Source organism: Pseudomonas sp. ATCC 13867 (assembly GCF_000349845.1).
GTDB lineage: Bacteria > Pseudomonadota > Gammaproteobacteria > Pseudomonadales > Pseudomonadaceae > Pseudomonas.
The window spans coordinates 2,780,666-2,795,111 of sequence record NC_020829.1 but is presented as its reverse complement, the minus strand read 5'-3'; the positions used below and the strand labels follow the sequence as shown (position 1 = coordinate 2,795,111).

The window sequence follows — 14,446 nt, the reverse complement described above, 5'->3', positions numbered from 1 at the left end:
TCTTGATTCTCGCAGTAAAGATTGGACTTTCTCCCTGGGTGTTGATTTTTTTCCATCTTTTAATGCGACCAATGCCAGGTCAATATATGTGTAATTCGCAGAAAGTGATTAATGCAAATATTGTCTATCTCAATCCTGCGTGTCGGCTGTTTTAGCATTTTGCGAATAATTATCTTCATAGACTAATGTGTCGCAAGACTTGCCGATGCACGCAATGAGGACTATATAGTCAATATCATAAGTTGGCGGTGGCACTCTATGACTGACTATAATATTGAGGATATTGTCGTGTTGGGCGGAGAGCATTTTGTCGTAAGCTCAATACGGCATGGTCGGCTATTGCACCTCCGGTCGTTGGTTGATGGCAGGAGTATATATGAGGATGTCGAGTCCTCTGAACTCAAAAAGCCACTCCAGTTGGATGCGACCGCTCAGTCCCTAGATCGATATAGCTTCATGGATGGAAGAGATGGAAGTATATCGGAAAATCTGATCGCAAATAATCGAGCCAATGTTTTCGAAAGTTATCGCGCCAATGAGATTACATTGCAGCAGGCTCTAGGTCTCCTCGGACTAAGTCGTAGTGGATTCTTCCGTGCGTACAGAAGATATAATCCAGATCATAGCATATCTTCGGCTTCAAGGGCTGTGCGCGGAAGGAAAGCTGGCACTAAAATTATTTCAACGCAGGTGGAGGAGATTATTAGTTCAGCTGTTCAGAAGGAATACTCCGGGAAGTCAACAACATGTGCACATGTTTATCGCGAGGTGGTTTTTTTATGCAGTCGGGAAGGACTTGAATCGCCAAGCTACGACACTGTGTTAAGGAGAATAAAGCTCATCCCTCCAAAGGAGCTTCATAAGGCAAAACATGGCTCGGCCGATGCGGCTGATAAGTTTGGCCTGAAGCCCGGGTATATCAAGCTAAATACTCCATTTGAACGCGTGCAGATGGATCATACCCGAGTTGATGTAATTCTAGTGGATGAAATTACCAGAAAGCCAATTGGGCGCCCTTGGGTCACTTTCGTATTGGATGTTTATTCTAGGATTATCTTGGGGTTCTATATTTCCATGCATGCGCCCAGCGCACTATCCGTTGCCTCTGCGTTAACTATGGCTACTTTCCCCAAAGATAAATATCTGGAGTGCATGGGTGTTAGTAGCGTCCAATATCCATACCATGGGCAGATAAAACTGATTCATATGGATAATGCGGCAGAATTTAGGTCTCCAGCATTTGTGTCAGCTTGCGCTGCTAACGGAATTTCAGTGGAGTGGAGGCCGATAGGTAAGAAGCACTACGGTGGGCATGTTGAGCGGCTTGTTGGGACTATGATGTCCACGGTTCACTTCCTGCCGGGCTCAACTTATTCAAACGTTAAACAGCGAGGCGATTATGATAGCGAAGGCAAGGCTGCACTTACCTTTGATGAGTTCCAGCGCTGGTTCGTCATTCAAATTGAACTCTATCACAACAAGCATCACAAGGGGCTGGGGAAGTCGCCGTCACGAGCCTGGACTGAGTATTTTGCAGCGAATCCCGATCAGTCTTATAAGACTGATGAGGTTAAAGATGCAGCGCAATTTCGTCTCGATTTCATGCCTGAGACTAGGCGTACGATTGGGAGGAAAGGGGTTCAGTTGGAGGGGAATTTTTATAGCTCGCCAAATTTAATATACTGGGTTGGCACCAAGAATGTTGTAGTAAAGTATGATCCATATTTTATGAAAAAGATATGGGTAAAAGTAGGTGGTGAATATATTTGCGCTAGCTACGAAATTGAGCGGAAGGAAATGTCGCTTGAACAAATTAGGCAGTCTCGAAACGGTCGGCCTACCCTGCCTTGGGATGATATAGGGCGGATGGATGGATTAAATCAAGAGTCCAAGTTAATTGTGACTAAGGCCATTGATGAAACTAAAAGGGAGGCAAAAAAAAGAAATGAGATTAGTGGCTATTCTCAAAGTGTAGCCGCGATCATTGGTAAAGGGGAGGACTTTAGTCGAGAGGTTGATGCAAACTCATCTGATGATGATTCCTACCGTCCAGTTGTCTACAACATGGAGGAGTGATTTGGATGGCCGGCGAGCATTTAACCCCAAGAGGCCGAGCCTTGCTTGGAAAAGACAGGAAGCATAGGATTTCGGCAATATTAAAAGATATATGGTTTGACTGCCCGAGCACTGACAGAATTTTGGTTATCGCTAAGAACATGGTATGTGCTAAAGGTATGAATCCTGCGCCATGCCTGCTGATTATAGGGGAGGGCGGATCTGGAAAGACGGCTCTTATCAAGCGAATAGTTTTAGAGTCAATTAAATGGCCTGGAAAGGTTGCATCCCTGTCAATGGGTGATAATCCTGCTGGCTTGAAATTCAAACAGCTGGTATTCCATGAGCTTGGCCTCCCGCACGATTTAAAACATGCTCGCCCAAGTGTTTTGCCACTGGATTTGGCGAAAATAATATCTCAGAGAGATGTCCGTCTAATAATAATTGATGAAATCCACGCCGGGATTAAGGATGGTCGGCGAGAGCAGGATATTTCAATGGAGTTCTTAAAAATGTTGGCGGCCCCGCCATACTCCCTGGCAGTCATGGCGGTTGGGACTGAGGAGGCCGGCCAAGCTCTAGGCTTCGATATGCAGCTTGCGCGGCGATATGAGGTCGTGCGCTTGGAGCGCTGGACATTTGGCAACGAATTTCGATCATTTCTTAATTCTTGGAATGCAAACATTCCTCTCGCTCTAGATTCCAAGCTGGATACCCCAAAAATTTCCAAGCACATCTTAAAGATAACAAAGGGCCAAATGGATTTGGTAGTAAAGGCAATTCGATGGGCTGCCATTCAGGCAATTGTAACAGGAGAGGAGAGAATAACCATAGAGATGATTGATCGAGGCTGGGAAAATAGATGGTACTATCAGGCAAATGAAGATTAAAGGCTATATACGCCCTCTGCTGGATGAGAATATCTCATCTTGGCTTGTTAGGTGTGCAGAATCGAAATTTTGCTCGAAAATAAAATGGTCTGATATTTCGGGTATTTTTCACTCCCAAGAAGTTTCTCTCGACTCTGTACTATTGGTTGTCTCTGATATTGTCTGTCGTAATTCCCAGTCCAGCTTGCTGGATCTTGTACAATTCGCAATTTTAGATCATCACTCGAGCGTCGATAGTGTATTTAGTTGGCGCTATTTCTGTCCTGAGTGCGTGCTTGCTGACGACAAGGCTGGCAGGGGGATTGCTTGGCGGAAGCATTGGAATCGAATTTATTCAGCATGTTGCTTTCAGCATAAACGGCCTCTTTTAACCGTTTCTGGTCAGGATTTTTTGGCTACTAGATGGCAGGCTCTTGTAGTTAGTAGCGCGGGCGGATTCCCTGGAGCTCGTACAGTTCGTGAGCAGATCAGAAATCGATTGGGAGTAAAGGTGCAAAGATCGATGCTCTCAATGGAGTCTGGCGAAGGGCTCGCCTCACGAGCCGGGTTCTTTCGTATGCTTTATATATACTCTTGGTTCTTAAGAGTGAAAAGCACCAGTGCCGAAGGGGTGGCTAGATCTGCCTTGATTAAAGATAGCTATGTATCACTGGGGGAAGATAGAAGCTGTCTGAATGCAATGCTGATGGGGGTAAGGAACAGCTCTCCGCTGCAGCGTTTAGCTGCGTTATTGATTGTAGGGGTTGTTTTTGATTTCTTCAGTTCGAAGGAAGTCGAATGGCTTAAGGTGGATATGCGTAGGCGCGGCGTGGTGTGGCCGCAGATATTGGAACCTTACGATGAGGACAATTCTTTTGAGGCGGTTATTGCACGGTCTCTGTATCGAAAAGAGGTCGATGAGAAAAATGACTTGGCTGCAAAAGAATTTTATTCGCTGCTATGGCAAAAATGATAGAACCTATCTATGACGAGCTTTTTTCATCGTGGATATACAGGGGGCTTCATGACTTACGTTCACCCGTGCGCCAAGAGCACGTTATGCACATGTATGAGAAAATCCCTCTTAAATGCACAGGCCGTAGCGAGTATGAGGACTATGATTTTGACTTCTATTCGCCCAATACCAAGGTGCTTCTGGCACAAATAAAAATCCCACCGGAAAAAGCTGAGTCTATTTTTGGCCCAGCCTTTCATACTCCGCTCGACCCTAGGTTTCGTTTTTCTTACTGCGATCTTTGTCTGTCAGAAGACTTTGCCAATGGGATTCGACCTGCCTGGAGGAAGTCATGGTGTTTTGTTGAGTGCCCATTTTGTCTGAAGCATAGTAAATTACTGCTTATCTCGACCTCTTCTCGAAATTTTGAGAGAGCTTTCTGGGCGCACCGAATCGAGTATAATTGGGAGTGTGCTGAAGACGATGGAGTATTTCAGTATCCTACTAAATGGATGTTGCATTCTAGTGAGGTGCGCAATGAAGTAGGCATAAAGTCACAGCGCTGGCTGTTGAAGATTTTGGAGGTCTCCAGCACCCAAGGGGGCAGTAATCAGGAATCTATAGCTTCGGCGGTCGCCGCTCAAGTTCTGTTCGCGCTTCTCTTGCAGGTTGACTGCGGGATCGCCAGATATTCTTTTGGCGGTCAAAGGCGCCGTTTTTTTGTAAGGGTGAATCTTCGCTTTATAGATCGTCTTAGGTACGGAGCGAGAAATAGCACCCCGTATCAACGCATGATGGCGATGATCCTGACCGCCTGGATTTTTGATGCTTTAACTGAGCAAGATCTTGCGGCGATCCAAAGATGTGCGCTTGAAGACGATATCGAATGGCCGGCATCCTTGTATGAACTTGGTGCCTGGATCGCGCCCACGGTCGGAAGAGGGGAGTATCAAAATCTTTTAAGTATCTTGTGTATGCCGATGCTAAGCGAATTTGTACGAGAAAGGCTGGATCCCCTGCTTTGCGGCATAAAGAATACTTTTACATAAGAACTCTCTAATAAAATCTTTATGGGGCTCACTGCTTCCCATTACTACTATATTTTTCTTTTACTTCTGCTAACAATCCTTCAGAAGTAATTAAGCCGTTCTCATATAGGGCAAGGAGGCGCATTACATGTTCACTTGGCTCGCGTGCCGATAGTCGATTTGTTGACAAAACGTACTCGACAATTTTCATCCGCTTTTCTCTTTCTATCATCATTTTCTCTAGGGGTAGCCATGAGCACGTTACACTACATCATGTCGTGCCTGGCCTGCGAGTCTTTCTGTTCAGTGTAACAGCTAGGGCTGCGTGGCCGTCGCAGCCTGATTGGTATGTCGATAACATGAATCCTTTCGCAGCATCGGCTTATGTCATAAGGGAGGGCTTGTGATCGGCCTGATGGGAGCTGGCAGCTCGCCATTTCTGCACCGAATTTCGGCTGCCAACTTTAGCAGGAAATCAACAGGATCCTGATCGGCTTGCCAGCAGGCGGCCCTAGCTAGCAGTTCGACCGGGTGCATGCCCAGCGCCCTGGCTAGGTTCTCAATGCTGCTGAGCGTTGCATCCTTCTTCCCTGCTTCCATCCGGCTTATATGGGCTTGAGGCCCCAACTCATCTTGCGCCATGCCGTTTCGCACTCGTAGATCTCGCAGGACGTTCCCGAAGGCAGTTCTCAACTCCATCGCATCTTCTCTTCACGCAAAGATAACGATAAATCCACTTTGCCCCAAAAAATGCTATGATCGATCGGTCATATACCCTGGGGCGCCTATTCTTCTGCCGCCCTCCGCAATCGAGGTGAAGCCGGCTATGACGCGCTCCTGCCCTACAGGACGAGTCCAAAAAAATCGAAGCGACCATCGCTACCTAGCCTTAGCCGGCCCCCAAATTGTCAATACATACCTAATTCCTTCATCGGTTACAGATGCTGCCTGGTGGGTCGTGCGCTCGTTTTTTTCTGATCGCCGCGACTCGCCAGGTCGAGCTGAGTGACCCCTTTGCGCTTGTCGCTTTTGCTTGTTCTTGAGGTTGCTCCGAATGTTCAAAACACCACTCACCGCCGAAGTTTTTTTCCCCGAGGTTGGCGCTGGGAACTTTCGCCGCTGGCACGTTGCATTCCACCTTGATGACCTTTGGTTCCAAATGACCTTGGTTACGAAGGAAGACGGAAGAATTCGCCGGAGAGGAATGATGGCGGGCGATGTGGCGATTTTTAAGCAACTGCTCGGCGAGCAGAGCTCCGGGATGCGTATCGAGAACGTTCAAGCCGTTACGCCGGGGTGGATGAACCAGCAAGGGCTGTGCGTCATGTCCCCGCTAGACACGCTCTGGGTAGGGCAAAGCAGACTGGGCCGTAACGCCTATGTTCTGCGCCTGAAAACAGGCAAAACCTATGTCTATCACGCTGACGAAGGAGAAGATGAGTCTGACCTTCAGAACCTCATACAGATCTATCCGGTTACAGCGGCCCGTAGCCTTAAGGTGCATTGAGCATGCATAGCATGAACGTGCCGCTGACTATCTCAACCATCGAGATCCGATTCCTGCAGCTCATGAAACTGAACGCTTGGGATATTGCGCAACTGCTGTCGACGGATCGCCGCATGGCCCTGATCTGTTCCACGCTGCTCAGTCGAATTGTGGATGAGATTCTTGCTCATGAGGGAGAGCGTAGGGCTGGCCCAATCGAGTGTGAAGAGCGTCTGACTGATGAGGTAGCTCGAGCGGCAATTCTGTTGGCCAATCCTAAGCAGCGTAAGGAGATCTACCTGTCTGCGATCCACCTAGTAGCTGAAGACCTAGAAGCTCAACAGCGACTGCAAGAGTTCTGCAAAGTAGAGCGTATGCATTGAGAGACGTGCGCGCTCTAGCTTGACGGGCGCCCGCTCGGAGCGCGCCCACGCTTAGCATCGAACTCAATGCGACCTATTTCTCAAGGCGCTGTAAAGCTCCTGCCACTAATGGATGCCCCTGATGCAGCTGACTGAAACGCTTAATGAATTCACCTCGATCATTTACGCAGAAGGCGAGCCGATGGCCGGTTGCTCACTGTCGGTTGAGGAAGCCAAAGCCTGGCTTAGCTTGATGGAACCGTACCGCCCATTCTGTCTGGTTGCCAGTTGGTGTTGGTTAGATATTCAAGCTCCTGTCGACTCTCAGCATCTATGTCTAGATTCTGATGGCCGTCCTGCGCTCCTCTATGCAGGCAATGTGCTGTTCGATAGTCGCCACCGATTTCCTCCGGGGAGCTGGGTGAGGAGTACCCTGCTTGTGAGGCTGGCGGAGGAGTTCATCTTCGAGACCCGCAACACTCGGTATGTGCTGATGGGGCGCGGAGCTAGGAGAACAACATCGATGGGCACTGTGAACAGCATCCGTTAATGAAGAAGATAGAGAGAATAACGATCTTGGCCGTTAGAGCATCGTTCGATGAGTAACGATGGATCTAAGCCTACGGCGGATCGTCTACGTAGACGCGAGACCGGCATCTGCGAACGCCTTGCAGTGCTACAGCAGATCCAGGGCGACATCGCTGAGAGATCTATCACCTTGGGCGAGGCAGTGCGGGTATTGCGGGTAGATGCGCTCGACGTCACCCAGCGCGAGTTCGCGAGGATCTGCAAGATTTCTCAACGAACCCTGGTACACATCGAATCAGGAACCGGAAATCCAACCGTGCGAACGCTGGAATCGATTTTCAAGAAATTTGGCTTGTATCTGACGCTTGGGCGGCGAAACCCCAGCGATCCCGAGCGATTAAAGACAAGGGATAATTTTCAGATGACTTTGCCGCGAACACGCACTGATGACCAATCTGACGCGCGGGGCAAAGACCCGTAGGTGTCGCCGGGGATGTCCGGAGGTCAGCTCCTTCACCGTGGGGCAGGGACTGCTGCATCCTATGAAAGTGAGTTCGGAGGGGCTCGGTTAGATAGCGTATTCATCTCGTCAGGCAAAGCTCGAGATGGAAAAGTGCGGCCGCATATCGACAGCTAGAGCCCCATGGTTATGGCACAAACAAGCTAATAATGGATCCAAGAGAGAGAAGGGTCAGCCCCGCGAATACTTGATAGAAGTTAGCGAAACTTATGCTTCGGATCTTTGCCTCAATCTGAGCTGATGATTGATCTACTCGGTCAGAGACCGTTGCTAGCTGAGTTTCGACAGAGGCTAATCTGCCATTTGTGGTGGTGACGGACTAAACTAACGCTTTGTGCAAGCCATTCACTACCTCACTCAGCCAAACAAATTTTTCCTCTGTCGTGGCTGATGGGGGCGGCGTAGTGGTTCCGCGAGCAAATAGGCTCACACCTGGCGCTACGATCCCCGCCGAACCTACGATTTGAATAGGTTTTCTTCTCCAGGCGGGGAATTTAGATAGCCATTACCAGAGTATTTTCCAAGGCGCTGCAACCGCGTTTTCGATGGCCGAAAAGCAGAGGGCTCCAGCACTTAGTGATAATCCAAGTACCTGCATGGACAAGCTAATCCACCAAGTGGCGTGCTTTTCATTAGGGTCGAAAACGAAAATAGCTAGCGTTGTTATTGCCAGCGAAAGAATGCCAAATAGCAATGGGGTGGCCGGTCTAATCCAGCTTAAGTATTCGTCGTGGGGGCGCCCCGTCACCGGTGACCTCCAAGCTAGTCAGCTTTGAAGATGATTTTTCACATTGCTCAAGGCCAGCGGGTGAGTCCAAGCTCTTTTATACGTATGGCCATAGCTGTGACGGATACGCCAAATTCACTGGCCAAGGAGTTGAAGCGCCGATCGGCATAACGCGAGCACCCTGCCACTGCCAGCTCGCGCTCGAGCGAGCTTTCCTCGGCGTAGAGAAGCGTATTGGGATCGCGGGGACTCAAATGGAAACAGGTCACGTCCGTAAAGTGCAAGGCACCGGGCACACGGAAAATTCGTTGAAAATGCGTGCGAACCGCTTTCGCCGGCATCAGGAAGAAGGTGGCGAAGCGATCAGCCTCAAGCTCCTCCTTGGGGCGAGAGGTATGGAGTGCTGCTCCATCCATAGGGCGGTCACGATGCATAACGTGATGATCATGAAGGAGCCAATGCCCCAGCTCATGTGCCGCTGTGAACCTTTGGATCTCTGGGGCGAACTCCTGAGAAATGGCGATCAGGCGTCGCTGCCGATCGAGAATCCCTGCAGTGCGGAACGGCACTGAGCTTCGATTGAAACGGGTCTGCCCAAGGTTCGGAACCGCTCGGAAGTCGATACCGAGCATCTCAGCAGCGATACCAGGATCCAGTAGCTCCTTTAAGGATGGCTGCCTGTTTGGCCAAATCACTTTGCGAGCGTCCCAAAGCTGGTGTTGGAGCCAATCCGCAGCCTCAAACTCATCAGAGTTACCCATATGTCCCCCTTTGGTTGAAGGGCACAACATGCAGTGCCGGCAATGTCATCATAGCACTACATGTAGTGATGGCAAGCGGCTTTGTAAGGGCAAAACCTCCTCGAGAGATGAGTTCATGGGACAGGAGCGGGCTGAACCTGGCTCGATGGATAGAGCTGCTCAGGATGGCCCTAGGCTTCCTCAGGAGCGCTTGTAAACTCACTTTTCGCCATGTAAAGGACATAGGTTTACATGGCGAAAAGTGAGTTTACGACGGCGTGCTGCTGCCATCCTGGCGCGTCTTGGCATCAGCTCATAACGCACGGCAATCCTAGCCTCGTGAGCGTTCCGAAATCCTTGGGCCTGCTATGGGGCAAGCACCCCAAGTACGAAGGGGGACTCTGGGCTGAGCAAGCGTATTGGAGCAGAGTGGCTGAAAGCCCCGCACTCCAGCTCGGGCTCGGATTGTATGGTGCAAAGGCGAGCACCATTATTTCGTTGGCGTGCCGGCAGAAACTTTACTTTTGTGGCAGCTCTTCCACTTTTGGGAGGGACATGTGATCGGCGATCGCCGAATGGGCCTTCGCGTCCGGGTGCACACTGCCTCTGAACCAGTCATCCATGAGGTCACCGTCCGAGTTGAATCGCGCCAGGGTCATGAAGGCGTCGTTTGCAGTGCGCAGCCCACGGGTGCGTTCGCTCGAATAGGGCTCCCAGCGAGCAAAACTGGTGATGGGATCCATGGAAGGGTGGTCATCCTTCTTCTCGCCGCCGCGCGTCCAAGCAAAGCGCTCTGCGTAAGGACAAACGCCACTCCCGGAACATTCCGGCGACACAGAGCAGATCGCTCGTCCGTCAAATGCAGGCTGCGAATCGACGGCCTGCCACTTCGTGCTCTTGATGGCCGCCAGCTGATCGGCCCGCAGTTTCTCAATGAAGTCGTTCTCGATCTTCAGGGCATTCTGCTCGTTGATGAGGAACATGAAAGCCTTGGCGTTCTTAGGGAACAGCCCGCCCATGTAGTAGACGACTTTCTCCGTCATCGCGATGTTGCCCATGTTGAGCCGGGCCTCACAATAGGGTTGAAAAGGGGTCTTCAACGGATTGGGGTAGAGGAGTATGCGTACCTTACGAGGATCAATGCTCAGGTTATCTACCAATGCCTCATTCATGTCGTCATAGATGCGGCCAAGGTAAGTTTTCGAGGCCTTCGCAGCGTCATCAGGATCGATGACACCCAGCACGACACGCATCTTGTTCATCCAGTATTGCTTGCCCATATTGGCGCCCTTGCCAACCGTCGCAAGTATTGGGTTCTTCGAGGTGGAGAGGCTTGTTGGATAGATGCCGGTGGGCACCAGCCCCCACTTCACAACGCCGCTAAAGCCCGTGTCATTTCCACCAAATGACATCAAAACCTCATCCACCGGCATCAGCTTCTTCGGGCAGCCGTCGAACTTAACGACCCCGAAGTACTTGCGGCCGATGAGGGTAGTTACCTCTCTGCCGTAGTCCTTTTGAGAATCGTGGTAAGGCGTCTCCGGACACAGCAAATTGATCGCAGCATTGAGCTGTGACTTGTTGAGCATCACGGTGTTGCTGCGCGCTTGCTGCGGTTTTTCGCCGGAATGAACTGGCGTCAGCTCCAGGTAGTTTCCTCCGTCACGCTCTGGCCATTTCGCAACGCGACTGGAAATGTTCTTCACTGGCGGCTGCATCTGGGCCCGGAAGAACCCGTCATAGGTTTCGGCGCCCGAGCAGCTGAAGGACGCGAAGCGCACAACCAAGTGCGGATCGGACACGGCTAGTTTCAGCGCGTACATTGACTGCCAGGACAAAAGAGAGCGGTGGCAGGTTGTATCCCACCAATCAGCGCCCTGGGTGAACAACTTGTCCGACATCCCACCCTCGCGGAGGATGTTTCGACCCTTTACCAGATCGTCGGTAGGCCGACTGGAGCCAACCGCAGCACGGTCAGGGTTTCCTTCACCGCTGGCGAAGGAGTCTCCCAGGGCGAGGATGGTATAGGTTTTCACGAAGACGTCTGTTTTGGCTGATTCACCACCGGAAACTTCTACGCGAAGCGGGATGCTCTGATTGTCGCGACTTATGGTGATGTCTGTCGTGGAGTCGCACGATACGGGCAAGCCCTGCAGGACGTTGTTCAGATACCAGCGGCATGTGGAGTTCTGTGGAGCACCGGTCGCCTGGACTGCTATGACATGCTGCCTACTGAAGAGCGCTTGCTTGTCGTACAAGCCACTGGAAGGGTTCCAGAGGGTTTCATGGGTCTTGGGGAGATGATCTCGGAACCACTTAGCATCTCGGCCGGCCAGAAATTCAGATGCTGGGGCGCTTGCCGGCCACAGTTTCTTGATGTCTTGGAAGGCATCTGCGTTTTTGAATACCGGGAAGCCGTTCTTCACCGACCAGCTGATCTCTGTTGCCCCGGCGGGAATGGCCACCAGCAGGCCCGCGCACAGAAGAAGTGCCCGCATCTCGAATCCCTTCGTTGTTGTTATTGCATTGGTTATAGCGCACCAGATGGCAAACGGAAGTCATTCGTGAATGAGGCAGAGCCGCCGCGTTTTGGGAGAGGAGAACACGACGACATCGATATGTTTACCCTTGCGGCACAGGGTCTACTCGTCGCTAGTTGAGGGAATAGACGCATCGATAACCGACAGTTTTGGCTTCCAGATTTGGCGTTTGGTCGCTACTTTGAGCTATCAGATAATGTGCCACTGTGCGGCGCGCAGGGCTAAAGACTTCGGGCTAGGGTGTCCGACTAAATGCCCATCTTATGCTCTGGCCGTTGAACGACTTCTTTCCACTGGTAAGGATGCCCCATGATCTACCAATGCAACGGATGCAGCAGGACAACCTTCGAGACGTCTTGCCCTTGGTGTAACGGCACTCAGGTTTCGCCATCATCGGAGGTGCAAAGCCAGCGACTTACTCCCCTTGATCCGTCGTTCTATCCAGACTTTCAGTACCAGTCCAAGGGACTTATCAAGGACTTTTTAGGCAAGAAGAAAGAGCAGGCACAGCTGAACGATCTGCTCAACAACGTGCTTAGAAAGTACGCGGAGCTGAAGCAGCCGTACTTCACCAACTTCATCCATACGACCCGTGAAACCTCGTCCGCTTCTGGCGACGTTGGGGTGCCTGGGCCGCGATTGGACGGTGTTTACACTGAGCGCGAGCTATTCAGAGAAGTGCTAATCCGCAAGGGCTTTGATGAGCTTGAGGGGCTGCCGGCATTGCTGGACAAGCTGCTCCTCACTACGGCCTTCAATTCCGTTTACCTAGGGTTCTCCCGGGAACTGAGCAGACACATCAAACCGGGTCTCAGTGAGACCCTGCGCTCCTGGATCGAGGAGGCGGGAACCACGTTCCGTTCTGACCTCGCTCTGTTCTATTTCTACCTGTGGGAGAACGACGTCTCGTTCCCAGGCATTCAGTTCAACCCGCAGGCCAATACCACCGCTGGTATCCCACTGCTGCCGCTACCGGCCTTCCGAGCCGGGCTCAACCTCTGCGAGACGATCTACTTCGACATCCTTGTGGAGCGGCTGGGGAACCAGCTCGAGCACTTCAATCCCAACCAATTCATCACGATGTACCTGGTCGACGCCATGGATGGTTTCCAGTTCGAAGCCTTCTTGGTGGAGATCTTCCAGACCATCGGGTTCGACGTGAAGGAGACCAAGAAAACTGCCGACCAAGGAGCGGATCTCTTCGTCTCGCGGTTCGGAAAGAACATGGTCATCCAAGCAAAAAACTACACGGGATCAGTAGGCAATGCGGCTGTCCAGCAGGCGATTTCAGCTAAAGCGTTTTACGGCTGTGACGAGGCGATGGTTGTGACCAACTCCTACTACACGAAAGCTGCCAAGGATCTAGCGACAACCGCAGGCGTGAGGCTGGTAGATCGAGAGGCGCTGCAAGGCTATTTAGATGATTACAACCAGAAGCTCATTGAGGTGTTTCAAGCCGAAGCTGATGAGCATGCTTAGGAAGGTTCTGAATCGCGGCTGGTTTTGTAGACGGAGGATGGCCGCTCTTGGCCAATTTCTGCCTGTGACGTGTGGCAGCTACCGCCCCAGCCGCCTGTTTCGGCAGCGGTTGTGTAAGCGTTCCGCAAAGGCACCTAACCCACTGTCCGGGATAGGTTGACCACTACAGTCAGCGAACATTCAGGCGTGCCTGCAAAAGGGTGGTAAGTCAAAGTGGGATGGCTAGCTGACTTAGAGCTGCGGCTTGCTACGATACCAAAGAGCGGATCCATCGACCTGTTGCTCTCGGCGCCGCTCAGTCTGGAAGAGCCTCGACTCATGCACTACCTGGCGCCACGTTGTGCAGCCGTACTTTCTCGGTGTGAGCCCCTGGTTCCGCTGCTCAATGTGACGGATCGCATCCGACAGCCGCGTCCATCCGTTGACGGCACAGGCCAGCTCGGCGTTCAGCAGCCACTGCACGACAGTCGTCGATGGCCAGTGCATGGGGCCGTCGCCCGGCATAATGCCGTAGACGATCATGTCGCTACCCGCCTCTGAGGCGAGAAAGGCCCCCATTTCTTGCCGGGCCTCATCCATTGATTTGGCCATGGCGCGAAGTGCGCGATCCTGCGTCTCGATTTCGGCGAAGGCAGCGTCCAGATGGGCGATGGCCGCCGCGCAACCATCGGGACTGAACACATTGAACCGCTCCATGAAGTGATGCACGAGGTCATTTCGAAGTGTGACCAGGCTCGTGAGCGCGTCTTTCAGACCGGTGTGGTCATCACTCTCCAGTTGAACGCGGCACGACATTCGGACATAGCATCGCGTGGCATCGCCGGGGAGATCCTCTGGGATGTCGTCTTTTTCCAGGGGACGTGCATAGGAAGCAACGAAATCGCTAACGAGTTGGCCCAATGTTTTGTTGGCTAAGGCCTTCTTGCGCTTCTCCAAGTTAGCCGACAGCTCCTCGGCCGGCCCCTCAATGCTGCTGTAGCTCAGCATCGCCTTAGTCAATAGCTCTACCTGCTGGAGACGGAGGATGCACCGCCCCATCTTTTGGCTGACCAAGCCCTGGAGGGCGGCGAGCCCCTCGTTCACCTGCTCGTCCAATGCTAGTTCCCCTCGTACCAAGCTTGAGTCAAAGCTACATGGCAAGTAGGGCACCCATGAGG

The 14,446-nt window shown here is 51.7% G+C and carries 13 protein-coding genes; 9 read left to right on the top strand and 4 right to left on the bottom strand.

Annotation, left to right across the window (positions count from 1 at the left end):
* Positions 1-456 precede the first annotated feature (456 nt).
* From H681_RS25835 to H681_RS26395, 4 genes are all read left to right on the top strand, one after another.
* Positions 457-2,076 (top strand): Mu transposase C-terminal domain-containing protein, encoded by a 1,620-nt coding sequence (locus tag H681_RS25835; RefSeq protein ID WP_015477233.1) that lies wholly within the window; start codon positions 457-459, stop codon positions 2,074-2,076.
* Between the two features lie 5 nt (positions 2,077-2,081).
* On the top strand, positions 2,082-2,945 hold the full coding sequence (locus H681_RS26750) for a TniB family NTP-binding protein (protein ID WP_080636221.1): 864 nt from the start codon (positions 2,082-2,084) through the stop codon (positions 2,943-2,945).
* Positions 2,935-3,897 (top strand): hypothetical protein, encoded by a 963-nt coding sequence (locus H681_RS26745; protein ID WP_177324585.1) that lies wholly within the window; start codon positions 2,935-2,937, stop codon positions 3,895-3,897. The genes H681_RS26750 and H681_RS26745 overlap by 11 nt, the downstream gene beginning before the upstream one ends.
* 92 nt (positions 3,898-3,989) lie before the next feature.
* Positions 3,990-4,928 carry a hypothetical protein gene (locus tag H681_RS26395; RefSeq protein ID WP_157883322.1) on the top strand — a complete coding sequence of 313 codons (939 nt, stop codon included), beginning with the start codon at positions 3,990-3,992 and terminating at the stop codon, positions 4,926-4,928.
* A gap of 366 nt (positions 4,929-5,294) precedes the next feature.
* Here the strand turns inward: H681_RS26395 and H681_RS27235 are convergent, their stop codons facing one another.
* Positions 5,295-5,606, bottom strand: coding sequence for a helix-turn-helix domain-containing protein (locus H681_RS27235; protein WP_015477230.1), 312 nt, complete (start codon positions 5,604-5,606; stop codon positions 5,295-5,297).
* Positions 5,607-5,961: 355 nt separating this feature from the next.
* Here H681_RS27235 and H681_RS12505 point away from each other — a divergent pair, with 355 nt between their 5' ends.
* From H681_RS12505 to H681_RS25825, 4 genes are all read left to right on the top strand, one after another.
* The gene (locus H681_RS12505; protein WP_015477229.1) at positions 5,962-6,414 is read left to right on the top strand and encodes a hypothetical protein; all 453 of its coding nucleotides are present in this window, start codon (positions 5,962-5,964) and stop codon (positions 6,412-6,414) included.
* A 2-nt stretch (positions 6,415-6,416) separates the two neighbouring features.
* Positions 6,417-6,776 (top strand): hypothetical protein, encoded by a 360-nt coding sequence (locus H681_RS12500; RefSeq protein WP_015477228.1) that lies wholly within the window; start codon positions 6,417-6,419, stop codon positions 6,774-6,776.
* Positions 6,777-6,897: 121 nt separating this feature from the next.
* Positions 6,898-7,305 carry a DUF6957 family protein gene (locus H681_RS12495; protein WP_041711965.1) on the top strand — a complete coding sequence of 136 codons (408 nt, stop codon included), beginning with the start codon at positions 6,898-6,900 and terminating at the stop codon, positions 7,303-7,305.
* A 48-nt stretch (positions 7,306-7,353) separates the two neighbouring features.
* Positions 7,354-7,764, top strand: a complete 411-nt coding sequence (locus tag H681_RS25825) for a helix-turn-helix domain-containing protein (protein ID WP_015477227.1) — start codon at positions 7,354-7,356, stop codon at positions 7,762-7,764.
* Positions 7,765-8,598: 834 nt separating this feature from the next.
* On the opposite strand, the gene H681_RS12490 is transcribed toward H681_RS25825, so the two are convergent.
* Both H681_RS12490 and H681_RS12485 read right to left on the bottom strand, forming a co-directional pair.
* Complete coding sequence (locus tag H681_RS12490; RefSeq protein WP_015477226.1) at positions 8,599-9,291, bottom strand: ImmA/IrrE family metallo-endopeptidase; 693 nt, start codon at positions 9,289-9,291, stop codon at positions 8,599-8,601.
* Positions 9,292-9,788: 497 nt separating this feature from the next.
* Positions 9,789-11,768: a hypothetical protein gene (locus tag H681_RS12485; protein WP_015477225.1), complete on the bottom strand. Its 1,980-nt coding sequence runs from the start codon at positions 11,766-11,768 to the stop codon at positions 9,789-9,791.
* 351 nt (positions 11,769-12,119) lie between these two features.
* On the opposite strand from H681_RS12485, the gene H681_RS12480 reads away from it, so the two are divergent.
* Positions 12,120-13,289 (top strand): restriction endonuclease, encoded by a 1,170-nt coding sequence (locus H681_RS12480; protein ID WP_015477224.1) that lies wholly within the window; start codon positions 12,120-12,122, stop codon positions 13,287-13,289.
* A 231-nt stretch (positions 13,290-13,520) separates the two neighbouring features.
* Here H681_RS12480 and H681_RS12475 read toward each other — a convergent pair whose 3' ends face one another.
* Positions 13,521-14,384: an OST-HTH/LOTUS domain-containing protein gene (locus H681_RS12475; RefSeq protein WP_015477223.1), complete on the bottom strand. Its 864-nt coding sequence runs from the start codon at positions 14,382-14,384 to the stop codon at positions 13,521-13,523.
* Positions 14,385-14,446 lie beyond the last annotated feature (62 nt).

What these genes read in the sequence shown, in the direction of transcription:
- H681_RS25835 (WP_015477233.1), top strand. Translation starts at nt 457, where the DNA reads ATGGATGGAAGAGATGGAAGTATATCGGAAAATCTGATCGCAAATAAT.
- H681_RS26750 (WP_080636221.1), top strand. Translation starts at nt 2,082, where the DNA reads ATGGCCGGCGAGCATTTAACCCCAAGAGGCCGAGCCTTGCTTGGAAAA.
- H681_RS26745 (WP_177324585.1), top strand. Translation starts at nt 2,935, where the DNA reads ATGAAGATTAAAGGCTATATACGCCCTCTGCTGGATGAGAATATCTCA.
- H681_RS26395 (WP_157883322.1), top strand. Translation starts at nt 3,990, where the DNA reads ATGTATGAGAAAATCCCTCTTAAATGCACAGGCCGTAGCGAGTATGAG.
- H681_RS27235 (WP_015477230.1), bottom strand. Translation starts at nt 5,606, where the DNA reads ATGGAGTTGAGAACTGCCTTCGGGAACGTCCTGCGAGATCTACGAGTG.
- H681_RS12505 (WP_015477229.1), top strand. Translation starts at nt 5,962, where the DNA reads ATGTTCAAAACACCACTCACCGCCGAAGTTTTTTTCCCCGAGGTTGGC.
- H681_RS12500 (WP_015477228.1), top strand. Translation starts at nt 6,417, where the DNA reads ATGCATAGCATGAACGTGCCGCTGACTATCTCAACCATCGAGATCCGA.
- H681_RS12495 (WP_041711965.1), top strand. Translation starts at nt 6,898, where the DNA reads ATGCAGCTGACTGAAACGCTTAATGAATTCACCTCGATCATTTACGCA.
- H681_RS25825 (WP_015477227.1), top strand. Translation starts at nt 7,354, where the DNA reads ATGAGTAACGATGGATCTAAGCCTACGGCGGATCGTCTACGTAGACGC.
- H681_RS12490 (WP_015477226.1), bottom strand. Translation starts at nt 9,291, where the DNA reads ATGGGTAACTCTGATGAGTTTGAGGCTGCGGATTGGCTCCAACACCAG.
- H681_RS12485 (WP_015477225.1), bottom strand. Translation starts at nt 11,768, where the DNA reads ATGCGGGCACTTCTTCTGTGCGCGGGCCTGCTGGTGGCCATTCCCGCC.
- H681_RS12480 (WP_015477224.1), top strand. Translation starts at nt 12,120, where the DNA reads ATGATCTACCAATGCAACGGATGCAGCAGGACAACCTTCGAGACGTCT.